This window comes from Streptomyces sp. NPDC091271 (assembly GCF_044757505.1).
Classification (GTDB): Bacteria; Actinomycetota; Actinomycetes; order Streptomycetales; family Streptomycetaceae; genus Streptomyces.
The window spans coordinates 348,808-375,458 of the sequence record NZ_JBIVVD010000006.1 but is presented as its reverse complement, the minus strand read 5'-3'; the positions used below and the strand labels follow the sequence as shown (position 1 = coordinate 375,458).

The 26,651-nt window shown below is 71.2% G+C and carries 21 protein-coding genes and 1 tRNA gene; 9 read left to right on the top strand and 13 right to left on the bottom strand.

The annotated features are described in order from the left end of the window. Window positions 1-14: 14 nt before the first annotated feature. Together ACIQM3_RS25795 and ACIQM3_RS25790 are read right to left on the bottom strand one after the other, a co-directional pair. Window positions 15-1,463, bottom strand: a complete 1,449-nt coding sequence (locus ACIQM3_RS25795; RefSeq protein WP_401627964.1) for a serine/threonine-protein kinase — start codon at window positions 1,461-1,463, stop codon at window positions 15-17. A 91-nt stretch (window positions 1,464-1,554) separates the two neighbouring features. Next, on the bottom strand, window positions 1,555-2,103 hold the full coding sequence (locus tag ACIQM3_RS25790) for a helix-turn-helix domain-containing protein (protein WP_401523231.1): 549 nt from the start codon (window positions 2,101-2,103) through the stop codon (window positions 1,555-1,557). A 171-nt stretch (window positions 2,104-2,274) separates the two neighbouring features. Between ACIQM3_RS25790 and ACIQM3_RS25785 the strand changes: the two genes are divergently transcribed. Then, a tRNA-Ala gene (locus ACIQM3_RS25785) sits at window positions 2,275-2,347 on the top strand. A 64-nt stretch (window positions 2,348-2,411) separates the two neighbouring features. On the opposite strand, the gene ACIQM3_RS25780 is transcribed toward ACIQM3_RS25785, so the two are convergent. From ACIQM3_RS25780 to ACIQM3_RS25745, 8 genes are all read right to left on the bottom strand, one after another. Next, window positions 2,412-3,752, bottom strand: a complete 1,341-nt coding sequence (locus ACIQM3_RS25780) for a metallophosphoesterase (RefSeq protein WP_401627962.1) — start codon at window positions 3,750-3,752, stop codon at window positions 2,412-2,414. Continuing rightward, window positions 3,752-5,989 (bottom strand): MMPL family transporter, encoded by a 2,238-nt coding sequence (locus ACIQM3_RS25775; protein WP_401627960.1) that lies wholly within the window; start codon window positions 5,987-5,989, stop codon window positions 3,752-3,754. The genes ACIQM3_RS25780 and ACIQM3_RS25775 overlap by 1 nt, the downstream gene beginning before the upstream one ends. Before the next feature lie 184 nt (window positions 5,990-6,173). Beyond that, a complete protein-coding gene (locus ACIQM3_RS25770; protein WP_401627959.1) occupies window positions 6,174-7,304 on the bottom strand; it encodes an alpha/beta hydrolase in 1,131 nt (376 codons plus the stop codon). Next, window positions 7,301-8,377, bottom strand: coding sequence for an NAD-dependent epimerase/dehydratase family protein (locus ACIQM3_RS25765; protein ID WP_401627957.1), 1,077 nt, complete (start codon window positions 8,375-8,377; stop codon window positions 7,301-7,303). Before ACIQM3_RS25765 ends, ACIQM3_RS25770 begins: the two co-directional genes overlap by 4 nt. Continuing rightward, window positions 8,374-10,632 carry an MMPL family transporter gene (locus ACIQM3_RS25760; RefSeq protein WP_401627955.1) on the bottom strand — a complete coding sequence of 753 codons (2,259 nt, stop codon included), beginning with the start codon at window positions 10,630-10,632 and terminating at the stop codon, window positions 8,374-8,376. The genes ACIQM3_RS25765 and ACIQM3_RS25760 overlap by 4 nt, the downstream gene beginning before the upstream one ends. Further along, window positions 10,601-12,247: an FAD-dependent monooxygenase gene (locus ACIQM3_RS25755; RefSeq protein WP_401627953.1), complete on the bottom strand. Its 1,647-nt coding sequence runs from the start codon at window positions 12,245-12,247 to the stop codon at window positions 10,601-10,603. Before ACIQM3_RS25755 ends, ACIQM3_RS25760 begins: the two co-directional genes overlap by 32 nt. Continuing rightward, a complete protein-coding gene (locus ACIQM3_RS25750; RefSeq protein WP_401627952.1) occupies window positions 12,244-12,957 on the bottom strand; it encodes an HAD family hydrolase in 714 nt (237 codons plus the stop codon). The genes ACIQM3_RS25755 and ACIQM3_RS25750 overlap by 4 nt, the downstream gene beginning before the upstream one ends. Continuing rightward, complete coding sequence (locus ACIQM3_RS25745; RefSeq protein ID WP_401627950.1) at window positions 12,954-13,991, bottom strand: ScbA/BarX family gamma-butyrolactone biosynthesis protein; 1,038 nt, start codon at window positions 13,989-13,991, stop codon at window positions 12,954-12,956. The genes ACIQM3_RS25750 and ACIQM3_RS25745 overlap by 4 nt, the downstream gene beginning before the upstream one ends. 215 nt (window positions 13,992-14,206) lie before the next feature. Between ACIQM3_RS25745 and ACIQM3_RS25740 the strand changes: the two genes are divergently transcribed. Then, window positions 14,207-17,104: a BTAD domain-containing putative transcriptional regulator gene (locus tag ACIQM3_RS25740; RefSeq protein WP_401627948.1), complete on the top strand. Its 2,898-nt coding sequence runs from the start codon at window positions 14,207-14,209 to the stop codon at window positions 17,102-17,104. A 147-nt stretch (window positions 17,105-17,251) separates the two neighbouring features. Here ACIQM3_RS25740 and ACIQM3_RS25735 read toward each other — a convergent pair whose 3' ends face one another. Then, entirely contained in the window at window positions 17,252-17,968 is a 717-nt protein-coding gene (locus ACIQM3_RS25735; protein WP_401627947.1) for a DUF5324 family protein, read from the bottom strand. Between the two features lie 348 nt (window positions 17,969-18,316). Between ACIQM3_RS25735 and ACIQM3_RS25730 the strand changes: the two genes are divergently transcribed. Then, the gene (locus ACIQM3_RS25730) at window positions 18,317-18,844 is read left to right on the top strand and encodes a peptidylprolyl isomerase (RefSeq protein WP_401627945.1); all 528 of its coding nucleotides are present in this window, start codon (window positions 18,317-18,319) and stop codon (window positions 18,842-18,844) included. Window positions 18,845-18,999: 155 nt separating this feature from the next. Then, entirely contained in the window at window positions 19,000-19,905 is a 906-nt protein-coding gene (locus tag ACIQM3_RS25725; RefSeq protein ID WP_401627943.1) for a rhomboid family intramembrane serine protease, read from the top strand. Window positions 19,906-20,147: 242 nt separating this feature from the next. Here ACIQM3_RS25725 and crgA read toward each other — a convergent pair whose 3' ends face one another. Beyond that, on the bottom strand, window positions 20,148-20,402 hold the full coding sequence (gene crgA / locus ACIQM3_RS25720) for a cell division protein CrgA (RefSeq protein ID WP_383567994.1): 255 nt from the start codon (window positions 20,400-20,402) through the stop codon (window positions 20,148-20,150). A gap of 178 nt (window positions 20,403-20,580) precedes the next feature. Between crgA and ACIQM3_RS25715 the strand changes: the two genes are divergently transcribed. The 5 genes from ACIQM3_RS25715 (at window position 20,581) to ACIQM3_RS25695 (ending at window position 24,424) form a co-directional block, all read left to right on the top strand. Continuing rightward, entirely contained in the window at window positions 20,581-21,306 is a 726-nt protein-coding gene (locus ACIQM3_RS25715; RefSeq protein ID WP_401628373.1) for a DUF881 domain-containing protein, read from the top strand. A 117-nt stretch (window positions 21,307-21,423) separates the two neighbouring features. Beyond that, complete coding sequence (locus tag ACIQM3_RS25710) at window positions 21,424-21,612, top strand: hypothetical protein (protein ID WP_124277875.1); 189 nt, start codon at window positions 21,424-21,426, stop codon at window positions 21,610-21,612. Then, on the top strand, window positions 21,609-22,247 hold the full coding sequence (locus tag ACIQM3_RS25705) for an aminodeoxychorismate/anthranilate synthase component II (protein ID WP_401627941.1): 639 nt from the start codon (window positions 21,609-21,611) through the stop codon (window positions 22,245-22,247). The genes ACIQM3_RS25710 and ACIQM3_RS25705 overlap by 4 nt, the downstream gene beginning before the upstream one ends. Next, window positions 22,244-23,659, top strand: a complete 1,416-nt coding sequence (locus ACIQM3_RS25700; protein ID WP_401627939.1) for a class E sortase — start codon at window positions 22,244-22,246, stop codon at window positions 23,657-23,659. The genes ACIQM3_RS25705 and ACIQM3_RS25700 overlap by 4 nt, the downstream gene beginning before the upstream one ends. A 36-nt stretch (window positions 23,660-23,695) precedes the next feature. Beyond that, window positions 23,696-24,424 (top strand): class E sortase, encoded by a 729-nt coding sequence (locus ACIQM3_RS25695; protein WP_401627938.1) that lies wholly within the window; start codon window positions 23,696-23,698, stop codon window positions 24,422-24,424. An 80-nt stretch (window positions 24,425-24,504) separates the two neighbouring features. Here ACIQM3_RS25695 and pknB read toward each other — a convergent pair whose 3' ends face one another. After that, entirely contained in the window at window positions 24,505-26,490 is a 1,986-nt protein-coding gene (gene pknB / locus ACIQM3_RS25690) for a Stk1 family PASTA domain-containing Ser/Thr kinase (RefSeq protein ID WP_401627936.1), read from the bottom strand. Between the last annotated feature and the right edge of the window lie 161 nt (window positions 26,491-26,651).

The following is a 26,651-nucleotide window of genomic DNA, read 5'->3' as shown; positions in this document are numbered from 1 at the left end:
GTCCGGGAGGGCGCTCAGGCCTGGGTGAGTGCCCAGATCCCCACCGCGAAGCAGATCAGCGCCACCACCAGCACCGGGACCGCCACCTTCGGGGGCGGTCCCGGCCGCTTCGCGGGGGCCGGGCGCGGGGCGGCCGGTGCGACGGGCTGGGGAGCCTGCGGGTGCTGCGCGGTGTACGGGCGTGTGGGCGTGGTCCCGTACGGCACGGCGGCCGTGGCGGCCTGGGCGAGATCGGGGCCGGCGTCGGAGGCGTAGGGAGAGGCCGCGTGGGCCGCCGGCGGGGCGGACGACGGCACCTGCGGCTGCGCCGGGTGCGGGATCGGGGCGGGCTGCTGCGGGGGCGGAGCGAGGTGGAAGCTGCCTGTCTCCGACATCGACGAGGGAGGGGCGTACGGCTGTTGCCCCGGCGTGCCCTGCGGAGTGGCGTAGGGCTGCTGCCCCGGCGTCCCCTGCGGAGTGGCGTAGGGCTGCTGTCCCCGGCCCTCCGGCGCGTACGGCTGCTGCGACGGCTGGGGTGCGGGCGGCGGCGCCCCGACGGCCTGTGCGGGCGCCTGCGGCCCGTTGCCGGGTGTCCCGGGGCCGGTGGCGGGTCCTTCGGGGCCGAATCCCGCGGGGAGCGGGCCGATCTGGTCGAACACCTCGACCCGCTCGTCGTCCGGGCCGGCCTCCGGCAGCATCTCGACCGCCGCGGTCAGCGCCTTGCGCGCCCCTGTGGCCGTACGGAAACGGGCGTGCGGGTCCGGCTGCAGCAGACCGGCGAGAACCTGCCACAAGGGCTCCGGCACGCCCCGGGGCGCGCCCGGGGTGCCGTGCGCGGCGAAGTACTCGATCAGGGCCTTGGAGTCCGGCTTCTGGCCCTGCAGCAGATAGAGCGCGACGAGCCCGACGGCGAAGAGGTCCGCCGGGAAGTCGGGCTCCGCTCCCATCATCTGCTCGGGAGCGAAGTAACCGGGCGTGCCCACCACGTAGTTGGTCTCCGTCAGCCGCGGCTCACCCTTCCGCATCGAGATGCCGAAGTCGGAGAGCCGCAGATGCGGCCGGCCCGTACCGGTGGCCTCCATAAGGATGTTGGCCGGTTTGATGTCACGGTGCACGACCCCCTCGGCGTGCACCGTGGACAGCCCGGACAGCAGCTGGTCGAGCAGGAGGCAGACGAACCGCGGGGGCAACGGGCCGTAGTCGCCGATGACATGGGCCAGCGAGCCGCCGCTGACCAGATCCATCGTGAACAGGACCTTGTCGTCGTCTGCGGCCCAGCTGGCCGGGGCGAGGACGTGCGGATGCTCGATCCGCAACGCCTGCTCACGGACGAAGCGCAGCAGCGTGTGCGCGTCGCTCTGCTGCAGGACCTTGGCCGCCACGTACCGGCGGCGCCGGTGGTCCCACGCGCGCCAGACGGCGCCGACCCCACCACGTCCGATCGGATCGACCAGCTCGTACCGACCAGCGAAGACCTCACCCATTGCGCTGCGCCCGCTCCCGTTCCCGTTTCGGTTCGTGCCCCGGCTGTCGGGATACTGCCACGGCCGGCCGCCCGGAGGGCGGCCCCGGGCCTCAGCTCTGGTGGCCTTCGTAGTGGGCGACCGCGTCCGCGGTGCGTCCCGCTCCGTACACCCTGAGGAACTCTGCCAGCTCCGGGTGGGCCGGGGCGAGGGAGTCCGCCGCATCGATGATGTCGCCGGCCGCGGCGACCGACCGCAGCAGCGACTGGATCTCACGGACCACACGCCGCACGGTGGGGGCACCGCCCGTGGTGGAGGTGTGGCCGGTGTTGGTCAGGACCGAGCCGCCCTGCGACTTCTTGATCTCTTCCATCCGGTCGGTGGCCTCTCCCGCGCTGACGCTGCCGTCCGCCACCTGGCTGGCGAGCTCCTGAAGTGCCTGGACCCGCTGGACGACCGCGGGGTTGCCGATCTTGGCCCGCTGCCCGCTCATCAGCTGGGAGAGCATGGGAGCGGACAGTCCGAGCACCGCCGCGAGGCGTGCCTGGTTGAGGCCGAGGTCGTCGATCAGCCTGCGGAAGAGCGCCCCCAACGGCTCTCCGTACCAGCTGCGCTGGAGCTCCCGGGCTCTAGCCGTCGCCTCTTGCTGCGCTGCGTCCATTGCGTCTCCCCTTCGCTGCGGCTTCGCTGCTGCGAACCTCGTCGTGCATCTTACGGAGAGCCGTTGCGCGCCGGGAGCCCCAATCCTTTTGCAGGATTCGGGGGGTCACCCGGTACTCTGTTCTGCGACGGACGTCGCGGCGTGGTTTTGTGCCGGGGTGTCCGGCTTTTCGGGGCCTTAGCTCAGTTGGTAGAGCGCTGCCTTTGCAAGGCAGATGTCAGGAGTTCGAATCTCCTAGGCTCCACAACCCGATGCCCCCTGATCGCCGTAGGCGCAGATCAGGGGGCATTCTTGCGATCGGGCGGCCTTCAGGCGCGCAGTTCGATCACGGTGATCTCGGGCTCGGCACCGACCCGTACCGGCGGGCCGAAGAATCCGGCGCCGTTGGTGACGTACAGCTGGGTGTCTTCGACCTTTCCGAGGCCGGAGACGACGGGGTTGGCGAGCTTGGTGAGTTCCGTGAGCGGGAACATCTGGCCGCCGTGGGTGTGGCCCGAGAGCTGGAGGTCGACCCCGTGCCGGGCCGCCTCCTCGATCATGACGGGCTGATGTGCCATGAGGACGACCGGCCGGCTGGTGTCCCGCCCGCCGAGAGCCCGTGCGTAGTCCGGCCCGCTCCCGTGCTCGGCGGCGGACAGGTCCTCCACGCCGGCCAGATCGAGCACGGCCCCGTGGTGGCGGATCTCCCTCCGCTCGTTGAGGAGCGTGGTGACGCCGAGACCGTGCAGTTCCTCGACCCAGGCTTCCGCCCCGTCGAACATGTACTCGTGGTTGCCCGTCACGAAGAACGCGCCGTGCGTGGATTCCAGATGGCGCAACGGACGGGCCGCCGGGGCCAGTTCGGAGGGCTTCCCGTCCGCCAGGTCGCCGACGACCGTCACGACGTCGGCCTCCAGACCGTTGATCATCCGGACGATCCGCTCCGTGTGGGAGCGCCCCAGGAGCGGACCGAGGTGCAGATCGCTGACGACCGCGATCCGCAGCCCGGAGAGCGGCCGGGCCAGGCCGGCGATGCGGATGGGCACCCGCTTGACCACCGGGTCGCCGAGCGCCGTACGCATGCCGAACCCGGTGGTGGCGGTGGCTACGGCGCCCGCGGTGAGTGCGCCCGCGCGGCTGAGGAAGAGGCGCCGGTCCGGACGTGCGGGCCCGGTGTCCTGCCCGCCGCTGGTGGCGTCGCCCACTTCTCCGAGTGTCTGCTCGGCACCCGGAGAAGCCTTCCCTGTTTCACGTGAAACGGTCGTCGCCGGAACCCTCACGGTCGCCGGAACACTCACTTGCTCCGGGGCCCTCACGGGCTCCGGGACCGCCACCGGGTGCGCCGTGCCGTTCCGTCGCCGTGCGCGGGCCCGGATACCGACGACCGCGCGCGGGATCTCCATCGCCAGCAGAGCGAGCATCAGGTACAGCAGCACACCCAGCCAGACGTACCCGGTCCAGGCCAGCGGCCTTCCCGTGTCCGGGCCGAGGGCCGGTACGAGGATGCGCGGGGCGGCCGCGAGCGCCGCTGAGACGACGGTCGCGGCGGTCCCCACCCGGCGGGCCGTGCCGCCCGGCCGGGTGGTGTCGCGCACCAGCCGGACCCACAGCCACCGGTGGATGAGCGCGGAGGCCACCACGATGAGCAGGTTCACCAGGGGTGCGAGCATTACTTCGCCTCGATCAGGTCCTGGCGGGGCGTCTCGGCGGCGGGCGCCTCACTGATTCCGTACCGCGCGTGCAGCCGGCGCAGCGGGGCCGGCGCCCACCAGTTGGCCTTGCCCGCCAGTCCCATGAAGGCCGGGACGAGGAGGGTCCGGATCAGCAGGGCGTCGACGAGGACGGCCAGCGCCATGCCGATGCCCAGCTCCTTCAGGAAGACCACGCCCCCGGTGGCGTAGGTCGCGAAGGTGAGGGCGAGGATCGCGGCGGCCGAGGTGACGAGCGGGGCGCTGCGCTGGATGCCTTCGGCGACCGCGCTCGTACTGTCCCCGGTCCGGTCGTACGCCTCCTTGATCCGGGCCATGATGAAGACCTCGTAGTCCATGGACAGCCCGTAGGCGATGCAGAACATCAGGATGGGGATGCTCGGCTCCATGCGGCCGCTCGCGGTGAAGCCGAGGAGACCGGAGAGGTTGCCGTCCTGGAAGACCCAGACCAGTACGCCGAACATCACGCTGAGGCTGAGGATGTTGGCGATCGTGGCCTTGGCCGGAATGAGCAGACTGCCCGTCATCAGGAAGAGGATGACGAAGGTGACCAGCAGGATCAGGGCGACGACGTACGGCAGGCGGTCGAGGAGCTCTCCGCGGAAGTCCGTCATCGCGGCGGGGAACCCGCCCACGTGCACTTCGGAGTACGGGGCTTCCACCGCACGGACCCGCTCCACGAATTGCGCCATGTCGCCGGCCAGCGCCTCCTGGTCGGGGACGACCGTCAGACGGGTGTGCTCACCGGCCTCGAAGCGGCCGGGATCGGCCGTCGCGCCCGCCCGGTCGCCGTCGCGGTACGTGCCGCTCCCGGTGTCCACCTGGAAGACGCCGGGGACCTGTGACAGCCGCTCCGGGTAGTCCGAGCCGGACGTGTTCCCCGTCGCCTCGCCGGTGGTGACGACCTGCAGCGCGTCGGTCTCCTCGGCCGCGAAGCCGGTGCGGATCTCCTCCTGCACGACGCGACTGGACGCGCTCGCGGGAAGCACGCGCTCGTCGGGCAGGCCGAACCGGGCGCCGAGGAAGGGCGCGCCCAGGGCGAGCAGGGCGATCAGTACGGGAAGTCCGTAGAGGAGCGGCCTGCGCATGACCTTCAGGGTGTTGCGGTACCAGCGGCCGGACTCCACGGCGGGTTCGGTCCTGCCCGGCCGCAGGGTGCGCCGGCCGACCGCCGCCAGCGCGGCCGGCAGCAGGACGACCGCGCCGAACGCCGCGGACAGGACCACCGCGATGCCGGCCCAAGCGAAGGACTGGAGGAACGGGAAGGGGAAGAGGAACAGGGCCGCCAGCGAGGCGGCGACGGTGAAGCCGCTGAACAGGACGGTCCGGCCGGCGCTGGCCACCGTGCGGACGACCGCCGCGTGCCGGTCCGCGTCGGTGGACCCCGGAGTGGCGGCCATCTCCTCACGGAAGCGGGAGATGATGAACAGGCTGTAGTCCAGGCCGAGTCCGAGGCCGAGGACGAGTGCCAGGTTGGCGGCGAAGGTCGACACCTCGGTGAAGGCGGTGACACCGCGCAGCATCGCGAGCGTGGCCAGTACGGAGAAGAAGCCGACGCCGAGCGTCAGTCCTGCCGCGGACCAGCGGCGGTAGACCCACAGGAGCAGCAGGAGCACGGCCGGGACGACGACGGCCTCCGCGCGCAGGAAGTCCTTTCGGGTCTCCTCGCCGACCTGCCGGAAGACCTCGTCCTGGCCGCCGGGGCGGACGGTGAGGAGCTCGGTGTCCTTGGTGAAGTCGGGGGTGATGGTGGCCAGGTCGGTCCGGACTTCGGTGGCCGTTCCCCGGAGCCAGGCCACCACGAGTGCCTGCGAGCGGTCCTCGCTGACCAGCGCGCTGTTCTCACCGCGCGACCAGTAGGAGCCGGCCGTGTCGACGCCCTCGCGTCCGGCCAGGTCCTCGGTCAGCTTCCGGCCCTCGGCGGCCACCTCGGGGTCGTCGACCGTCCCGCCGTCCTTGGCGGTGACCAGGAGGACGTAGTTCGGGGAGCCGTCCTTGAACTCCTCGTGGAGGATCTGCTCCGCGGTGTCCGACTGGGAGCCGGGCGCCTCGAAGCGCGACAGCGACAGGGCGGCCTGCGCCCCCGCGCCGAATGCCGCGGCGAGCAGGAAGAGGACCGCACCGGCGATCAGGACGGTGCGCCGCCGGGCCGCGGCGAAGGCGCCGAGCCGGTGGAGCGGGGACGGTGTGGCTGACATGGGGTGAGCTCCCTGGGTATCGGGGTGGGAGGAGGGCAGGACGGCTCCGCACGGTCGACGATGACCGCCGCCGCTGACCACTCGCTGGAAGATTCGCTGAAGTCCGGCGGGGCGCGCGGCGGTGGCGGGACGAGGACGTGTGAGGCACGGGCGGGACCGCCGCGCGCGGGGGTTCCGAGCCGGTTCAGCGCCGGTCGAGCCACTCGGCGAGGGTGTCGTGGACCAGCGGGGCCTGGCGTGCCATGCCCATGTAGTGGCCGGCCTTCGGGATGTCGATCAGCTGGGTGTCCTCGGCGCCGGTGAAGAGCGCGCGGTGCTCCTCGCCGCCCTCCACGCGCGCGTCCTTCTCGCCGTACATGAAGAGGACGGGCACGGTGATGGTCTTCAGCTCCCGGAGATCGACGAGGACCGCGCCGAGCTGGGAGACCATGTCGCCGCAGGGGTGGCGGTTCTGGTGCGGCACGGCCAGGTCGAGGACGGCCGGATCCGTGTCGTGGAAGTTGCCGGACCTGAATTCGGCGGGCCCCAGGTCGTAGTAGACGTACCCCTTGGTCCCGCCCCGGAGGCAGGTCTGGAGGGAGGAGAAGAAGCGGGCGTTGGCCTGCGGGGTGAGTCCGCGGTCCGTCCAGTCCATGAGGACGAGGCCGTCGATGTCGCGGAAGGAGTAGGCGGCGATCTGCGCGATCTGGCCGCCGTTGGACTGACCGGCGAGGAAGACCTTGCCGAACGCGGTGGCCTCTTCGCCGCTCCCCTTCGCGCCCCCGCTCCGGTAGGTCCCCTTGCGGAGCTGCTGGACGATCTGGTGCGTGATGTCGGCCTGCCCGCCGATGCAGGTGGCGAGGCCGTCGAGGGTGTCACTGCTGTCGTAACCGATGCGGTCGATGGTCAGCGAGGCGTGGCCCCGTGCGGCCAGCTCTTCCGCGTGGTGGTAGCCGTCGGCCTCGACCCGCCAGTACCACTCGCCCGCGGCGATGCCGTGCTGGTAGAGGGTGACGGCTTTGTCCGCCCCTTCGCCCTCCAGCAGACGGGTGGGAGCGGTGAGGTGGCCGCGGACGGTGTACGTCCGGCCGTCGACCGGGCAGGAGGCCTTCGTCCTGTTGATGTTCCGGACGGTGAAACTGACGGGGACATCGGATATGCCCTTGTCGAGCTTCCACGCCTTCCGCTCCGGGGCACTCGCCGCGTTCGTGCGGTCCGCGGGCGCCTCCGGCGATGTCGCGACGGCGTTCGTCCAGTACACCGGGGTGACGGCCAGCAGCGCCGCCGCCGCACCGAGCAGAACGGTCCGCAGCCGGTTGGTCATGGCGGGAATCACGCAGCACTCTCCTCTGGGACGACGTGGTCGAGCAGACCCGCGCGGTGGTACCAGGCGGCGGTGTCCGCGAGGGTCCGGGCCAGCGGGCGGAAGGTGACACCGAGCTCCCGCTGGGCCCGGGCTGAGGTGATACGGGTCCGGTCGCCGTCGAGCAGGGCGCGTACGCCCTCACGGGTGGCGACGGGCGGGGTGCCGCGCAGTCTCGCCTTGGTCTCCAGGACGGTCGCGAACGCGATCGCCGCCCGGGCCGGGACCTCTCTGGGGGCCGGGACTCCCGTCGCGTGGGCGACCGCCGCGCAGGTCCCCGACAGGGACCGCCACCGGCCCGCGACGATGTAGCGCCGCAGGTGTTCGCCCTGGTCGGCCGCCCTGACCAGGGCGTACGCCACGTCGCGGGCGTCCACGACGTGGTTGCCCGCCCGGGGCACGGCTTTGATGCCGCGCCGGGCGACGGCGAGGAAGAGCCGGCCCGCGGAGGTGGGGCCCGCGTCGGCCGGGCCCCACATCCAGCCGGGCAGGACGAGGGGGACCCGGATCCGGCCCGCGTACTCGGGGTCCTGCGCGAAGGCCCGGACCGCGGCCTCCGCGCGGACCTTGCTGGCGCGGTACGCGTTGCGCTCCCAGCCCGGGGGCGGGCCGGCGGACTCGTTCGCGGGCTCCTCCGCCGTCCCGGCGCCGAGGGTGTTGACGGAGCTCGTCTGGACGACGGTGGGCACCCCCGCGGCGACTGCTTCCCGCAGGAGCGTGGTGACGGCGTCGACGTTGGTGGCGAAGAGCCGGGGGAGGTCGGCGTCGGGGAGGTAGTACTCGCGGAAGTACGCAGCGGTGTGGATCACCGCGGCGACGCCGGGCAGCGCCCCGCGGTAGGTCTCGGGCCGCAGGATGTCGGCCGTGACGACGGTCAGTCCCGGGTGGGGACGGAACTGGCGGGCGGCCTTCCCGGCGTCCCGGACCAGAGCCGTCACCTCCCGACCCTCGCCGAGGAGTTGGCTGACGACGGCTGTTCCGAGGAGACCGGTCGCACCGGTCACCATCACACGGCCGCGCGGGGGGCCGGGTTCAGGCGTGTTCATTTCGCTGTCTCCAGTACGGGTTCCGTGGGTGTCTCGTGGGCCGGGCACGGCGGAACGGCCGGTTCCTCGCGCAGGCCGAAGCGCTGCTGGAAGCGGGCCAGCGGGGCGGGCGCCCACCAGGTGGCCCGGCCGCCGAGCCGCATGACCGCGGGGATGAGAAGCCCCCGGACCACGGTGGCGTCCACGAGAACGGCGAGGGCGGCGCCCAGGCCGAGCATCTTGCTGTTGGTGATCTGGGAGGTGCCGATGGCGACGAAGACCACGGCGATGATCAGTGCGGCCGCCGTGATGACGCCGCTCGTACGGCGTGCGCCGGTGACGATGGCCAGCCGGGGATCGCCGGTGCGGTCGTACTCCTCCTTCATGCGGGACAGCAGGAAGACGCCGTAGTCCATGGAGAGGCCGAAGGCGATGCAGAACATCAGCACCGGCAAGGTCGCCTCGATGGTCCCGGTGGGCGTGAACCCGAGGACTCCGGAGAGATTGCCGTCCTGGAAGACCCACACCACCAGCCCGAACATGGCGGTGAGGCTGAGCGCGCCCGACGCCACGGAGAGGAGCGGGATCAGCAGGCTCCCGGTGAGCAGGAAGACCAGCAGGAGGGAGGTGCCCGCGATGAGCAGTGCGGCGGCGGGCAGCCCGTCGGCTATGGCCTGCTTGCTGTCCTCCAGGACAGCGGCCCGGCCGCCCGCGAGCGGTGCGAGGTGCTCGAAACCGGACGAGGCGGCCCGTACGCCCTCGACGAGGCGCCGGCTCTCCGGTGACACGTCCTCCACGCCCTTCTCCGGGACCACCGACAGGTGCGCCAGGCCGTCGGCCGCGCGGGAGGCGTCGGCGGGCGTGGCGGCATCCTCCTTGCGGCCGTCGCGGTAGGTGCCGAGCGGGGTGTCCACCTCGGCGGCGTGCGGGAGCCGGGAGATCTCCGCCGCGTACCGGCCGAGTCCTTCCGCGTCCCGGACGAGGATCTCCACCCCGCCGGTCGTGCTGGCGGTGAAGTCGTCCCGTATCGCCTCCTGGACCAGGCGGGACTCCGAGGACGCGGGCAGCTGCCTGTCGTCGGCCGTTCCGAACTCGACCTGGAGGAAGGGGACTCCGGCGGCCACGAGGAGGGCGGTGACGGTGACGGCGTACCGGAGCGGGCGGCGCACCACCCGTTCGACGAGGCCGCCCCCCTGCCGGATCGCCGGCGGCTTCCTGCGCAGGCGGAGCGCGTCCACGCGGTGCCCCAGCAGGAGCAGTACCGCCGGCAGCACGATGAGGGACGCCGCGGCGGCCAGCAGCACGACGCTGAGGCCCGCGTAGGCGAAGGAGCGCAGGAAGTACAGCGGGAACACCAGCATCGCGGCCAGCGAGACCGCGACGGTCAGGGCGGAGAAGAGGACCGCGCGGCCCGCCGTGCGCAGCGTCGTACGGACCGCGGTGTGCGGGTCGGCCCCCCGGTGCAGTTCCTCGCGGAACCGCCGCACGATGAGCAGCGCGTAGTCGATGGCCAGGCCCAGGCCGAGCGCGGTGGTGAGGTTCTGCGCGAAGACGGAGACCTCGGTGACCGAGGTCAGCAGACGCAGCACGGCATTGGTGCCCAGGATGGCGAGGACGCCGACGCCGAGCGGCAGCAGTGCCGCTACGGCACCGCCGAAGACGAGCACCAGGATGATCAGCGTCAGCGGCAGCGCGATGAGTTCGGCCGTGAGCAGGTCGGCCGCGATGGTCGTCTCGATCTCTTCCTGCACGGCGACGCTGCCGCCCAGTGAGACGTCCAGCGCGTCCGCGTCCGGCGGGCTGCCCCGGTAGCGCGGGGCCAGCCGGTCGTAGGTTCCGGCGGCCGTGTCGTCGTCGCCTTCGAGGTGCGCGAGGATCAGCGCCTCGGAACGGTCGGCGGACCGCAGACGCTCCGAGCCGGTCTGCCAGTAGGAGACCACGCCGGAGACCCGGGGCTCGAAGGCGAGGCGTTCGGCCAGCCGGGCGCCCTGCGCGGCCACCTGTTCGCTGTCGACGCCCGCACCGTCCTCACCGCGGACCAGCAGCACCAGGTCGGGGGCGCTCGACGGGAGGTGCTTCTCCAGCAGCGCACCGGCGCGCGAGGAGGTGGAGGACGGGTCGTCCGTGCCACCGCCCAGCAGCCGGTCGCCGACATCCGCACCGATGACGGCGGAGTTCGCCGCCAGGAGGAGGGTGAACAGGAGGACGAACCAGGGGCCGGGGCGCCGGCCCGCGGAGCGGGTGTCAGGAGACGTACGGGACACGGCCCTGCTCACCGCCGACCGGGATCCTGGCGAGCAGCTCGGCGATGCGGCCCGGACGGTCGAGGGACACCCGGGCGCCGACGACGCCGTCGGGCCGGACGTACAGGGCCTGGGTGGTGGTGCCGTACCGGCCGGCGGCGACGTCGTGGGCGGGCAGCGCGCTGGGCACGGAGAAGGTGTCGCCGCGGTCGGCCGGGCGGATCAGCAGGACGTCGACGTTGCCGCTCGCCGTGCCGGCGTGACGCCGCGCCGCCGTCTCGGCCGCCCGCACCGCGGCGGTGTCGGTGCCCGAGACGCCGAGCACGACGACGGTGTGCCGCCCGGAGGCCACGTAACCGTGGAGGCTGTCCGCCTCCCGCCCGTACACCATGGACAGCGCGGTGTCGGGGACCCGGCGGCCCGGCCGGACGCCGTCCGAGGGGGTTCCCGAGACGATCGGACTCGCGGTCAGGTCCAGGTCGACCTGCGCGAGTTCGGGCACGAGCCGCTTCTCCAGTGCTCCGCTCGCCGAGAGCCTGCGGAGCAGGGTGTCCCGGAGGAAGCGGGAGACCGTCGAGCGCAGCAGCCAGAGCTTCGTCTGCCGGTCGGCGTTGCCCACGGCCCGGACCGCGCTGGGCCGCCGCTCGGCCTCGTAGCTGTCGAGCAGGCCTGGTTCCGCGCCCGCGCAGACCGCCGCGAGCTTCCAGCCCAGGTCGTAGCCGTCCTGGACCCCGGTGTTGAGACCCTGGCCGCCCGCCGGGCTGTGGCAGTGCGCCGCGTCACCCGCGAGGAAGACCGGACCCGACCTGAAGGCCGCGGCGACCTTGGTGTGCACCCGGAACCTGCTGGTCCAGGCGGTGCTGGTCAGGGTCCAGCCCCCGGGCCCGCGTGCGTCGAGCAGCCTCTGGAGCTCGGCGTCGTCCGGGGGGCCCTCGCCGCTGCCGGCCGGCAGGTCGAAGAAGACCCGGTGGCCGCCCTCCGGCAGCGCGACCACGACCAGCACACCGTCGGGCGTGAGGTGGTACTGCGCCTCGGCGGCGGGCAGCCGGGTGGGGCCTCCGGCCTCCAGCACCCCGTCACCGAGGAGGAAGTCACGGGCGTACGTGCTGCCTTCGAAGGGGATGCCGAGAACTTCCCGCACCTTGCTGTGCGCACCGTCGGCGGCGATCAGCCAACGGGCCGTTGCCGTGCCGCGGTCCCCGCGTGGGCCCTTCAGCTCGACGGTGGCCTCCTCGGCCGCCACGGTGACCGACTCGGCCTCCGTCGACCATTCGACGGCGCCGCCCAGCTGGATCAGCCGCTCGTACAGCAGCTCCTCCGTAACGGGCTGCGGCACGCACAGGGGGCCGGGGAAGCGGGTGCCGCTCAGAGCACCGAACCCGAGTCCGGCGATCCTCCTGCCACGTGACCAGTACGAAGCGCCGCTGAGAGGCAGTGACCGCTCACCGATGGCGACCGCCGTCTCCAGCCGGTCGAGCACCTCAAGGGCTCCGCTCCACAGGATCAGCGCCTTGGGGGCGCCGGTGGGTCCGTGCCGGCGGTCCACGACCCTGACCTTGACCCCGTGCCGCAGCAGGGTGCAGGCCGCGGTGAGACCGGTGGGACCGGCTCCGACGATCAGCACCTGAGGGGTGGGCGAACGGGTCATGAGGTACCTCCGGAAGGTTCGTCGACGAGAGCGGGCAGGCGCATCAGACGGCCCACGTCCCGGACGGCCTGGTCCGTCGTGTCGAAGCGGATCGCGTGCATTCCCCGCGCCCGGGCGGCGGCGCAGTTCTCCTCCAGGTCGTCCAGGAGGAGCACGGTGGCGGGGTCGGCGCCGAGCCGGGCGACGAGCCTCCGGTAGATCTCGGGATCGGGCTTGCGCACGCCCTCCCGGGAGGAGTCGACGACGATGTCGAACAGCTCCGCGACGGGGAGCGTCGCGCGCCAGCGCGGCTCCCACTCCCGGACGTTGTTGGTGAGCAGCCCGACCCGGTGGCCGGCCGCCCGGACGGTACGGAGGAAGGCGGTGAGTTCCTCGTTGGTGCGCCTGCCGCGGAACCAGACCTCGCCGAACGGGCGGCCCCGGAGAACGTCTCCGGGATCCGTGTCCAGCTCGGACAGCACACGGCGTACGAGTTCGTCCTCGGCGATGGCGCCGGTCTCCAGTTCCGCCATGGGGCTCACCCCGTACCGCCGGGTGGACCGGCCGAAGGCCACCTGGAGGTCCTCGACCGGGATTCCGGTGCTGTCGGAGAAGACCGCGTAGGTCTCGGCGAGCGGGTTCGTCAGGACGCCCCCGTAGTCGCAGACCAGCGTCGTGACCGCGGGAGCGCCGGCGAACGCGGTCGCGGCCGACCGGGTCTCGTCGGTCACGCCCACTGGGCCACCTCCACATTGACCTCGCTCACCGAGGAGCCGCCCTGGCCGAGGCGCACCTCGACGGGGACGGTCAGGGTGCCCAGTGACTCCGCGTGCTGGACGCCGTCGACATGGGCGGTCACCGGGGTGCTGAGACCGAGCTCGGCGAAGTCGGTGAAGCGGGCGCGCACGGACGTCACGACCAGGTCCACCGGCGACAGCCCGTGCAGTCGTGCGACCGAGGCCACGGCGAGCTGCCGGGCGGCCTCCAGCTGGAGGTTCCCGGGCACATGGTCCAGCTGGTGGTCGAAAAGGTGCGGGTGGGCGGTGTCGACGACCAGGAACGCGGAGGCGTCGCCGCCGACACCGACGGCGGGCTCGGTCAGCACCACGTTCCGGATGTCCCTGCGGCCCACGGTGGCGGGAGCGGCGGGAGCGGGCCGGTGGGCGCGCGCGGCGGATGCCGCCCGCGCCTTCCCCAGGCCCTGGGCCCGGAGCATCCCGTACGCCCGGCGGCTGACGAACGTCAGACCGCCCGACGCCCGGAGCGTGGGTGTGCCGTCGAGCTCCACGACGATGTCGAAGTCGAAGCCGAGAATGCGGCCGCCGCGGTTCGTCTCCGGCCGCACGGACAGGTGCAGCACGGTCTGGGCCGGCCGGGCGCCTATGCGCAGCGCCTCCAGGGAGAGCACGTCGAAATTCAGCGCGCTGAAGATGAACGCGCTGTCTATCGCCACGTCGAGGTGGCGGTGCGCGACACACACCCCGGACTGCCGCAGGACCTCGACGAGCAGGAGGAAGTCGTACGCGGCCGGGTGCTCGCCGACGAGGTGGCCGCGCGGCAGCTGGGCGGCGACGTCGAAGGTACGGGTGGTGTCGCCGGGTGCGGACGTCCCGGTCTCCACCGAGTCCGTGACGAAGACCTCGGCCACGGCTGCCCGATGGACCACCGAGCGGGGGAGGGTGGAGTCGAAGCTGAGGGGCACGGGCGCGGGGGCGCCGACGGGAGCGGGTTCGGGTGCTGACGAGCGGCTGACGGGCAGTGCCATGCCTGGAGTCCTCCTGGACCTGTCTGCGTGATGTCTCGTTCGGGGTCGGTTCCTGGGACGGAACCTTCGCCGGAGGTGCTGACGGGCCGCTGGAAGGGACGCTGAACTGCTTCGGAAGGCCGGTGGGGGGCGGCCTGGCGCGAAACAGCCTGTTAATACCAGGAGATCTGATCCGCAGGAGGCTTACGCTCTCTTTACCGTTAACCGGGGGGAAAATGATTGACTCGCACGTACGTTTCGAAGTGATGGGCTCCTTAAGAGCGTTGGTCGGCGGGCGATTACTGCCGCTCGGACCGCCCCGCCAGCGCGCGGTGCTGGTGGCTCTGCTGCTCGGCGGCCCGCGCCCCGTTCCCGCCGACCGGATCATCGCGATGGTCTGGGGTGACGACGCGTCGGCCCACGCCCTCAATCTCGTCCAGAAGTACATATCGGGTCTTCGGCGCTGCCTGCCGGACTCCCTGCCGCTCACCCATTCAGAAGCCGGTTACGTGCTGGGCACGCCCGGCGGGTTCGACTGCGATCTCCTGGAGTTCGAGGAGCTGTTCGCCGCCTCCCGTGCCCTGAGCGAGTCGGGCCGGCCGGCGGACGCCGCCGAAACCCTGGCCAGAGCCATCGCCCTGGCCCGCGGCCCGCTCGCCGAGGGAACCGAGAGCCGCGGTATCGAACTGGAGCGCGACAGATTCCAGGAACGCTGGTTCTCCGCCCAGGAGGAGCTGTACGCCCTGGAGGTCTCGCTGGGGCAGGGCGAACGCCACCTGCCCGAACTCGTGCGCCTCATCAACGAGCACCCGCTCCGGGAGCGCCTGCACGCCCTGCTGATGCGGACGCTCGCCGACAGCGGCCGCCAGGTGGAGGCACTGGACGCCTACGCGCGGATCCGTGAACGGCTGGTCGAGGAGTACGGCGTGGAGCCGGGAGCCGAGCTCAGGGACGCGCACCAGTTCGTCCTGAACGCCGTGCTTCCGGCGGAACGGCCGCCGGAAGCTCCCCTGACACCACACCAATTGCCGAACGCGGTGAGGGACTTCACCGGGCGCGCGGGGGAGATCGAGCACATCACGGAGCTGCTGCGCTCCGGCAAGATGCCCGTGGTCTGTGTGGAGGGCACGGCGGGGATCGGTAAGACCGCTCTGGCCGTGCACTGCGCCCACCTGGTGGCCGACGACTTCCCCGACGGTCAGCTCTTCATCGATCTGAGAGGGTTCGACCGCCTCGGCGCAGCCGACTCGTCCGAGGTTCTCGGCTCCTTCCTGCGCGCGATGGGGGTGGCGGCCCAGCACGTCCCGACGGACTGCCTCGAACGCGGCGCGCTCTTCCGGTCGGTCCTCGCCGCCCGTCGCACCCTGATCGTCCTGGACAACGCGGCCGACGCCGACCACGTACGGCATCTGCTGCCCAGCGCGCCGGGCTGCGCCGTCCTCGTCACCAGCCGCCGTGCCCTGGTCAGCCTGGCCGTGCACGAGGACGCACAACGCATTGTGTTGCCGGTGCTGAGCCCCGAGGAGTCGGCGGAGCTGCTGAGAAGCGCGCTGGGCGGCCGGCGTTCCACCGGGGAGCCGGACGCCGCGGTCGCCGAGATCTCCCGGCTGTGCGGCCACCTTCCGCTGGCCCTGCGCGTGGTGGCGGCCGGATCCGCGGTCGCACCGCACTTCGACCTCAGGTCTGTGGCCAGGGAGCTCGCCGCCGCCGGACCGCTGGCCGGAGCCTCCGTGGCGGACGACGAGCGGGCGTCCGTGGGCGCCTCGCTCGATCTGTCCTACCAGCACCTCGACGACCAGGGGCGCCGAACCCTGCGTCTCCTCGGCCTTCTCCCCGGGTCCGATCTGACCTACGCGGCCGCGGCCGCCCTGACCGGCGCGGACGAGGCGGCCGTCCGCCCGGCCCTCCACGCGCTCACCACGGCGAACCTCCTGGTCCAGCACGCGCCCGGCCGCTTCGGCTTCCCGCACGACCTGCTCCGCGAGTACGCCTGGAAGCGGGCCGGCGACGAGGAGCCGGCCGAGTCCCGGCAGGAAGCGCTGCACCGCCTCATGGGCTGGTACACACAGGTCGCGACCGTGCTCGACGGCCGCGTCGGCCGGATACACGTGGTGGGCCAGGAATCCCGTGCCACCGAGCACGCGCCGGTCTCGGAGGAGGACGCGGAGGCCGAGCTGCGCAATCTCACCGCCGCCGTGGAGCACACCGCGGAGCACGGCCCCTACGTCGCCGCCTGGACACTCGCGGGCATGCTGCGCGAGACCTGCAAGCGCCGTTCCCGGGTCCCCGAGTGGCTCACCGTCGCGAGGGCCGGGCTGCGGGCCGCGCAACGCGGGGCGAACCCGCGCGCGGAGACCGAGCTCTCCCTCAGCCTCGTCGACGCCTCTCTCACCGCGGGTCTCGTCGACGCCGCGGAACAGCACGTCCAGCGCGCCCTGCGGCTCAGCGAGCTCCACGACTGGCCGGATCTGCTGGCCGCCGCCCGTGAGGAGCTGGGGCGGGCCCGCTGGACCACAGGCGCGCTGGACGAGGCGCGCCGACACCTCACGGAATCCATCCGGCTCTACTCGGCGGGCACCGACCATCTGCGGACCGCCCTCGCGTACGGCGCCCTGGGCCGGGTCGAGCTCGACTCGGGGGCGCCGGACACCGCCTACCGTCTCTACTCCCGCTGCCTGCGGCTGATCCGGTCGCAGTCGCACCGCGGGGCCGAGGCGATGACCCTCGTCGAGCTGGGGCTGGTCCACGAGGCGCTGGGTCACCCCCACACCGCGTCGCTCTCCCTTGAGGCGGGCCTCGCCCTCAGCAGGGACAACCGCGGGCTCCAGCGGCCCGAAGCCCTGTCCCAGGCATACCTGGGCGCTTTGAAGGCGAAGGCGGGCGACCACGACGCCGCCCGCTCCCTGTGCCTGGCAGGCATCAGGGTCGCGGAGGAGCTCGGCGATCTCTGGGCCCAGGCGGAGTGCCGCAACGCGGCGGGACGTGCGATGACCGCGCTCCTCTGCCCCCGCGAGGCCGCGGAGCACCACCGCGAGGCCCTCCGGATCGCGCGGGGACTTCACTTCCACCGAGCTGAGCAGCATGCCCTGGAGGGCCTTCGCAGCAACCACCCCGAGCCGTGCCGGGCGGGGTGAGGACGGTGCACTGAGCGGCCGGGTCTCGTTCGGGGAACGTCCGGGGGCCGGGCGTACGCCTGTCGGTTTCACGTGAAACGAGAGAAGGGCGCCGGAAGACCGCGAGGTCTTCCGGCGCCCCTCTCCCACACGCCGTGCGCCGCGTGCTCAGCGACGGTCGTCGTGGTCGCCTTCCGCCGTGTCCGAACCGGCCTCGTCCTGCTTGGCGCGGACCTCCGGGTCGAGCACGGTCGAGCCGCTGCCGTCGACCGATGTCAGGGGGGCGCGGTCGTCGCCCACCTCGGTGGGGGCGGGCGGCTCGACCAGCCAGTCCGGGTTGGCCTGCTTGTCCCACCACTTCCAGGCGGCGAAGGCCCCGCCGGCCAGGACGCCCAGCACGAGGAAGCCCTTGAACGCCCGGCCCGCCTTGGCCCGGCGCTCATGCTTCCTGACGAGCTTCTGGATCTCCTTGGCCGTCACCTGGCCGCGGAGAGCGGCCAGTGCGGCGGTGCTGCGGGCGGTGGCCTCCTCGGCCATGGGGCGACTTGCGGCCACCGCGTACTCGACGCGCGGCACGGTGTAGTCCGCCGCCGTGCGGGCGGCGTTGCGCGTCCGGGCCGCGGCCTTCTGCGCTGCCTCGTCGACCTTGGGGGGTACATGGGTGAGCGCCTGTTCGATACGCGGTGCGAGGTGTGCGCCGTACTGGACGCGGGCCTGCGCGGCTGCCTTCGACACCTTGGGCGCGAGCCGCGCACGAGCCTCGTGCGCGTAGTGCGTGGCCTGTTCCTTGGCCGTGTCGGCGTAAGGCGCCACCACTTCCGCGGCGTGCTGCGCGCTGTCCTTCGCCGAGTAGGTTGCGGCGCGCACGCTGTCGATGCGGGTCACGGGATCCTCCTCATTGGTGGCGGGTAGGTACTCCGCCTATCCACCCAATTCGAAATCATGCCCGCTGACGCCTAGGGCGCCATGCGGGACGGGCATCCGGGTCATGAACGTCATTCTCTGGCAATACGGTGCAAGGGGAGCGTGTCGCAGACGATGCCACGGTTCGTGTCCGCGCGCTTCGTGTCGTCGGGCACTTGGCCGCATTTATCCCGCAGGAAGTGTGGGAAAGGTGCAGGAAAGCGAGCAACAAGGTGAGTGCCGCCCTTCCCGGTGCTGTGACCGCGCTGTGGACCGGGTTCCCCGTGCGAGGATCGGTGGTCATCAGCGGAGACTTACGGAAGGCAGACCGTGGCCGAGCAGCTTTACGCCACTTTGAAGACCAGTCTGGGCGACATCGAGATCCGGCTGCTGCCGAACCACACGCCCAAGACGGTCAAGAACTTCGTCGAGCTCGCCCAGGGCGAGCGCGAGTGGACCAACCCGGAGACCGGCCGGAAGTCCACCGACAAGCTGTACGACGGCACTGTCTTCCACCGCGTCATCAGCGGTTTCATGATCCAGGGCGGCGACCCGCTGGGCAACGGCACGGGCGGCCCCGGATACGAGTTCGGCGACGAGTTCCACCCCGACCTCGCGTTCGACAAGCCGTACCTGCTGGCGATGGCCAACGCCGGACCGGGCACCAACGGGTCGCAGTTCTTCGTGACCGTGTCGCCCACCGCCTGGCTGACCGGGAAGCACACGATCTTCGGCGAGGTCGCCGGCGAGGCGGGCAAGAAGGTCGTGGACGCCATCGCGGCGGCTCCGACCAATCCGCGCACCGACCGCCCACTCCAGGACGTGGTGATCGAGTCGGTCGTCATCGAGACCCGTTGATCCGAGGGAAGGCCGGCCTCCCGGGCCGCTGACCCGGCCGGCCGCCGCCCTGCGGGAACCAACCGCCCTGCTCATCCGTACTGTTACATAACGGGCGAGCGGGGCGGTCGCATGTGTGCCCCCTGCACGGACGAGGACCGAAGGGGCCGTGACCGATGGACCAGCAGCCGCCGGAAGACCAGGACAGGTCCGCGGCCGCGGGCGGTCCACCCACGTGTTACCGGCATCCGGGCAGGGAGACGGGAATCCGCTGCACGCGGTGCGAGAGGCCGATCTGTACGGACTGCATGATCGAGGCGTCGGTGGGCTTCCACTGCCCGGAGTGCGTCCGTCAAGGATCCGGTACGGGCCACCATCCGGCGGCGAACCGGCCGCGGACGCTGGCCGGCGGGAGCGTGGCCGCCGACCCCAGGCTGGTCACCAAGATCCTGCTCGCCGTCAACCTCGCCGTCTTCATCGCGGTCTCGGTCGGCGGCCGTTCACTGCTCGACGATCTGCTGCTGTTCGGCCGTGCCTACTCGGGCGATCCGTCGGCCGGCATCGAAGGAGTGGCGGAGGGGCAGTGGTACCGGCTGGTGACGTCGATGTTCCTGCACCAGGAGGTGTGGCACATCGCGTTCAACATGCTGGGGCTGTGGTGGCTCGGCGGGCCCCTGGAGGCCGCGCTGGGCCGTGCCCGGTACCTCGCGCTCTACCTGCTGTCGGGGCTGGCGGGCAGCGCTCTCACCTATGCGATCGCGGACCCCGGCCAGGGCTCGCTCGGCGCCTCAGGGGCGGTCTTCGGACTGCTGGGTGCCACGGCCGTGCTGATGCGCCGGATGAACTACGACATGCGGCCGGTGATCGCGCTCCTCGTGGTGAACCTGATCTTCACCTTCAATCCGTGGGGCGGGATCGCCTGGCAGGCGCACGTCGGTGGGCTGGTCGCCGGGGCGCTGATCGCGACCGCCATGGTCCACGCACCCCGGGAGCGCCGGAATCTCGTGCAGTACGGAGCCTGTGGGCTGATCCTCGTGGCGGTCGTGGTGACCGTGCTCGTCAGGACCGCCGTGCTCACCTGAGCGGAATCTGTTGCTCCAGGGGTGCGGTTGTCCACAGAGCGTGCCGGATCTTGTGCATGACGTGGGGAACAGGTGTGCCCCTTGTCGCTGGACCGGGTTTTACCAGGCAGGACAAGGGGCGTACCCTCGCGCGACGCGTAAGTGTGTAGTCACACCGGCGTCAACTTCGAGGGAAGTTATCCACAGATCGTCTGACCTTTTCCCCTACCTGTGGATAACTCTGTGGGTAACTCAGGGCAGAGCTACTTCCACTGCGTGGAGACTCCGAAGCCACCGGCGATGAACCCGAAGCCCACCACGATGTTCCAGTTGCCGAGAGCGTCGATCGGCAGGTCGCCCTCGGTGACGTAGAAGACCACGATCCAGGCCAGACCGATGAGGAAGAGCGCCAGCATCACCGGCGCCACCCAACTGCGATTGGTCAGCTTTATGCTCGTCGCCTGCTTCGCCGGCGGAGGCGTGAAATCTGCCTTCTTGCGGATACGTGACTTCGGCACGAGGGACTCTCCTGTCGATGCGCTGCGTGACCGCGCAGGGATCTGTGGCTGGCGCCGGGGCGCGAGGGGGAATGCTGCCTCCCCGGGGCGTCCGTTAGCGTAGTGCTTCCGTGGCGCCTAAGGAGATAAGGGTACGTTGAGCAATTCTGCCGACTCTCCTCGCGGCCCGGCCGGGCGCATGTCCCGATGGCCGGTCCAAGGCCTCACCGCTGCCGTTTTCGCACTGGCCGGGCTGATCTTCGTGACCAGCGCCAATGCGGCCAAGGGGACCGATATCCGGACCGACTCCTCTCTGCTGAAGCTCTCCGACCTCATTCAGCAGCGCAGCGAGAACAACGCGGAGCTGGACGAATCGACCGCTTCCGTGCGCGCGGACATCGACACCCTCGCCCGGCGCGACGACGGGAGCACCCGCGCCGAGGACGCCGAGCTCGACGCGCTGGAGAAGGCCGCGGGCACCACGGAGGTCTCCGGTGAGGCGCTCTCCGTCACGCTGAACGACGCCCCTGCCGACGCCACCGCCAACCCCGGGTACCCCGAGCCTCAACCCAACGACCTGGTGATCCACCAGCAGGACCTGCAGGCCGTGGTCAACGCCCTCTGGGAGGGCGGCGCCCGCGGGATCCAGGTGATGGACCAGCGGCTGATCTCCACCAGCGCGGTGCGCTGCGTGGGCAACACGCTGATCCTGCAGGGCCGGGTCTACTCGCCTCCGTACAAGGTCACCGCCGTCGGTGACACCGGGAAGCTGCGGCAGGCGCTCGACGACTCCACGGCCATCCAGAACTACCAGCTGTACGTGAAGGCGTACGGGCTGGGATGGAAGGTCGAGGAGGACGACAAGCTGAAGCTTCCCGGCTATTCGGGCACCGTCGACCTCCACTACGCACAGCCTGTGGAGTAGCCCGCGGGAGACCCGCGCGGGACTGTGACGCACGTCCGCACGAGCGGCTTTCCACAGCTGACCCACGCCTGTGCCCCGGCCGTTTAGTCTGGTGCCGTACCGAATGGAGGCAACAGCATGTACGGCTGGATCTGGCGGCACCTGCCGGGCAACGCATGGGTGCGGGGCTTCATCTCGCTCGTGCTGGCCCTTGCCGTTGTCTACGCGCTCTTCCAGTACGTCTTCCCCTGGGCGGAGCCTCTGCTCCCGTTCGGTGATGTGACGGTGGACGGCGAAGGCACCAGCGGAGCGGGGTCCGGTCAGTGAGCGCACGCATTCTCGTCGTCGACAACTACGACAGCTTCGTCTTCAACATCGTCCAGTACCTCTACCAGCTCGGCGCCGAGTGCGAAGTGGTGCGCAACGACGAGGTGACCACGGCACACGCCGAGGACGGCTTCGACGGCGTTCTGCTGTCGCCCGGCCCCGGCACACCCGAGCAGGCGGGGGTCTGCATCGAGATGGTCCACCACTGCGCGCGGAGCGGGGTGCCGGTCTTCGGCGTCTGCCTGGGGATGCAGTCGATGGCCGTCGCGTACGGCGGTGTCGTGGACCGCGCGCCGGAGCTGCTGCACGGCAAGACCTCCCCCGTGCTGCACGAGGGCAAGGGCGTGTTCGCCGGACTGCCTTCCCCCTTCACCGCGACGCGTTACCACTCGCTCGCCGCCGAACCGGCGACGGTCCCGCCCGTGCTCGAAGTAACCGCACGCACCGCCGACGGCATCATCATGGGGCTGCGCCACCGCGAACAGGCGGTGGAGGGAGTGCAGTTCCATCCCGAATCGGTGCTCACGGAGCACGGTCACCTGATGCTGGCCAACTGGCTGGAGCAGTGTGGTGACGAGGGCGCGGTCGCGAGATCGGCGGGGCTCGCCCCGGTGGTGGGCAAGGCCGCCGCGTGACCTCACTCCGCCCCTCCGCCGGGCAGGAAGGCCCGTACGCGCAGGGTGCGTACGAGCCCGACGGCACGTTCGAGGCGGCGGTGGAGCAGCTCGCGGACCCGCTGAACGACCCGCTGCCGGGTCAGCGGCCCACGGACCCGTCGGCGGGGCAGCACACCTCGCCCTGGTTCCGGGCGGAGGGCCCCCAGGACAGCGGGACGCAGCAGATGCCCCAGACGGCGCCCCAAGGAGCCGCGGAGACCCCGGGCGAGTGGTACGACCCGGAGGGGTACCAGAGGGACTGGTACGGGCACCAGGGGCCGGAAACAGCTCCTGGCGCACCGACCGCCCAGGGGACAGCGGTGATATCCGGTCAGGGGACGCCGCCCCCGGTCCGGGCAGCAGCTGCCCCGGGCCCCGTGAAAGCTTTCGCCGACGTCCGTCCGGACGCCGCGTGGCCCGTCGCCGATGTCGGCCCGGACCCTGCGCGGCCTGTCGCCGACGTCGGTCCGGTCCTGCACGACGAGACCATGGCGCTGCGGACCTCCGACACCCGGCGGGCGTCGGAGCCGGACGGGGCCGACACCGCCGGTCCCGCTCCCGAACCGCCGCCGACAGGTGGCCGGGCCGAGCGCCGCCGGGCGGCCAAGGGGCACGGCAGACGACGGGGCGAACCCCGGCGCGCCACCGGGACCGAGGCGGCGGAGCCCGCGGTCCCGATGTCACGGCTGGAGGCCCGGCGCGCGGCCCGCGCCGCCAAGGACAGCCCCGCCGTCGTCGCCAGCCGGGTCGTCGGCGAAGTGTTCATCACCTTCGGCGTGCTGATGCTCCTGTTCGTCACGTACCAGCTGTGGTGGACCAACGTCCGCGCCGACCAGATCGCCGGGCGGGAGACGAGCAAGATCCAGGACGACTGGGCCAACGGCGAGCGCAGCCCGGGGGCCTTCGAGCCCGGCCAGGGGTTCGCCATCATGCACATCCCCAAGCTGGACGTGGTCGCCCCGATCGCGGAGGGCATCAGCAAGGAGAAGGTCCTCGACCGCGGCATGATCGGTCACTACGCCGAGGGCAAGCTGAAGACCGCGATGCCGTCGGACGAGCAGGGGAACTTCGCGGTGGCCGGTCACCGCAACACCCACGGTGAGCCCTTCCGCTACATCAACAAGCTGAAGCAGGGCGACGAGATCGTGGTCGAGACGCAGGACGCCTACTACACGTACGAGATGACCAGCATCCTTCCGCAGACGTCGCCGTCCAATGTGTCGGTGATCGACGAAGTGCCCCAGGGCTCCGGCTTCACCGGCCCGGGCAGGTACATCACGCTGACGACGTGCACCCCGGAATTCACGAGTACGTACCGAATGATCGTGTGGGGCAAAATGGTCGAGGAACGGCCGCGCAGCAAGGGGAAGCCCGACGCGCTCGTCGGCTGACGCGAGCTGGACGACATCACGACAGGGACGGGTGCGGTGGCAGCGAGGACCGAGCACGAAGAGCGCACCGACGAGCCGGCGGCCCCGGTCCGGCGCAGGAGCCGCCACCCCGTCGCGACGGCGGTGAGCCTCTTCGGCGAACTGCTGATCACCGCCGGGCTGGTGCTGGGGCTGTTCGTCGTCTACTCACTGTGGTGGACCAACGTGCTGGCCGACCGTGAGGCGGACAAGCAGGGCAGCACCGTCCGAGACCGCTGGGCAGGCGGCCCGGGAGCGCTGGACACCAGGGACGGGATCGGTTTCCTGCACGTCCCCGCCATGAAGAACGGCGAGGTGCTGGTCAAGAAGGGCACCGACACCGAGACGCTCAACAACGGCATCGCCGGCTACTACACGGACCCCGTGAAGTCGGCCCTTCCCTCGGACGCGCAGGGCAACTTCACTCTCGCCGCGCACCGGGACGGGCACGGCGCCAAGTTCCACAACATCGACAAAGTGAAGAAGGGCGACGCGGTCGTCTTCGAGACCAAGGACACCTGGTACGTCTACAAGGTCTTCGCGGAGCTGCCGGAGACGTCGAAGTTCAACGTCGACGCGATCGCCCCGGTGCCCAAGGAGTCGGGCGTGAAGAAGGCCGGCCGCTACATCACGCTGACGACGTGCACGCCGGTCTACACCTCGAAGTACCGCTACATCGTCTGGGGCGAGCTGGTGCGGACCGAGAAGGTGGACAGGGACCGCACCAAGCCGGCGGAGCTGCGGTAGTCACGGACGAACGCACAGGGCCCCGGTCACCGTTGAGGTGACCGGGGCCCTGTGCGTTCGTCCGTACGGCGCTACGCGGGTCAGTCCCCGGAGCCGGACCGGCCGCCGATGATGTCGCCGCCGATCGTGGTGAGGGTGACCGTGGTGCCCTTGGCGACCGGGGTGTTGGGCCCCGGGTCGGCCTGCATCACCATGGCGTTCGGCTTGTCGGACGAGTTCTGCGCGAGCGCGACCACGAGGCCCATTCCTTCGAGCGTTGCCTTCGCCTGCTGGAACCGCTGCCCGACAAGGTCACCCGGGATGGTGACCTGCTCGGGCTGCTCGGGCTGAGCCGGGCCCTTGGAGACCTTCAGGACGATCTGGACGTCCTTGGACTGCTCGCTCGGACCCGTGGGGGTCTGCTCGATGACCGTCCCGGCGGCCTCCTCCGAGTCGACATCCTGCTTCGACACGTTGGTGAACCCGAGGCCGTTCAGCTGTGCCACGGCCGCGTCGTAGGAGCGGGTGCGCACGTCGGGCATCGGCACGGTGGCCTCCTTGGCCACGGTGATCGTGACCTCGGTGTCCTTCTCCACCTTCGAACCGCCCTCGGGGTCCTGGGAGATGACCGTGTCCACGGTCTTCTCGGACTCCTCGGTCTTGACGTTCACCGTGAAGCCCTTGTCCTCGAGCGCCTTGCGGGCGCTGTCCTCGGACTTCTCCAGGACGTCGGGGACCTCGACCTTGGGGGCGCCCGTGGAGACGACGACCGTCACGGTCTCGCCCGTCTCCATCTTCTCGCTCGCGGACGGGGACTGGCTGCAGATCTTGCCCTTTGCCTGGTTCGCGCAGGGTTCCTTGGAACCGACCGCCAGTTTGACCTCGGCGTTGTCCGCGCGCCCTTGGGCCTCTTCCATCGTGGAACCGATCAGGTTCGGCACATCGACCTTGCCGCCGCCGCCGTCGGTGGAGCTGAAGACCGTACGGCCGATGAGGATCGCTCCGATGAGCACCAGGATGCCGGCGACGACCAGGAGGATCGTCGAGGTGTTGCTCTTCTTCTGGCGCCGGCGGTCCGGGCGGTCGTCGTAGCCGTAGCCGCCGTCGTCCGGATTGACCGGGGGCAGCATGGACGTCTGGGCGCCACCCTGGTCCGCGGCCCGCAGGGCGGTGGTGGGCTGGTCGTTGTTGTAGCCGTCGTACCCGCCGTAGCCCCCCGCTCCCATGGCCGCCGCGGCCGCGACCGGCTGGCCGTCGAGGCAGGCCTCGATGTCGGCCCGCATCTCGTCGGCCGACTGGTAGCGGTAGTCGGGGTCCTTGGTCAGCGCCTTCAGGACGATGGCGTCCATCTCGGGCGTGATCTCGGGGTCGAAGTTGCTCGGAGGCTGCGGCTCCTCACGGACGTGCTGGTACGCGACCGCGACCGGCGAGTCCCCGACGAACGGCGGCCGGACCGCGAGCAGCTCGTAGAGCAGGCAGCCGGTGGAGTACAGGTCGGAGCGTGCGTCGACCTGCTCGCCCTTGGCCTGCTCCGGGGAGAGGTACTGGGCGGTGCCGATGACCGCGGCGGTCTGGGTCATCGTCATGCCGGAGTCGCCCATGGCGCGCGCGATACCGAAGTCCATGACCTTGACCTGGCCGGTGCGCGTCAGCATGACGTTGGCCGGCTTGATGTCACGGTGGACGATCTGGGCGCGGTGCGAGTACTCCAGCGCCTGGAGGATCCCGACCGTCATCTCGAGGGTCCGCTCCGGCAGCAGCTTGCGGCCGGAGTGCAGGAGCTCTCTGAGCGTCGATCCGTCGACGTACTCCATCACGATGTACGGGATGGAGACGCCGTCGACGTAGTCCTCGCCGGTGTCGTAGACGGCGACGATCGCGGGGTGGTTGAGCGAGGCGGCCGACTGGGCCTCACGGCGGAACCGTGCCTGGAAGGACGGATCGCGGGCGAGGTCGGCCCGCAGCGTCTTCACAGCGACGGTGCGGCCGAGCCGGGTGTCATGCGCGAGGTAGACCTCGGCCATGCCACCACGGCCGAGCACCGAGCCCAGCTCGTACCGGCCGCCGAGGCGACGCGGCTCTTCCATAACTGATCCAGCCCTCTCCGTCAGTCCCGACCGCACCCGTGTGTGGTCCGGCGGTGCGCTGTTCGCGCATACGCTACCGGGCACGCCCGGCGTGATCGGCCCGCACCCGTCAGCTGATATCCGACCGGTATCCCAATGTGCTGGTGTGAACAGAAGTTGTG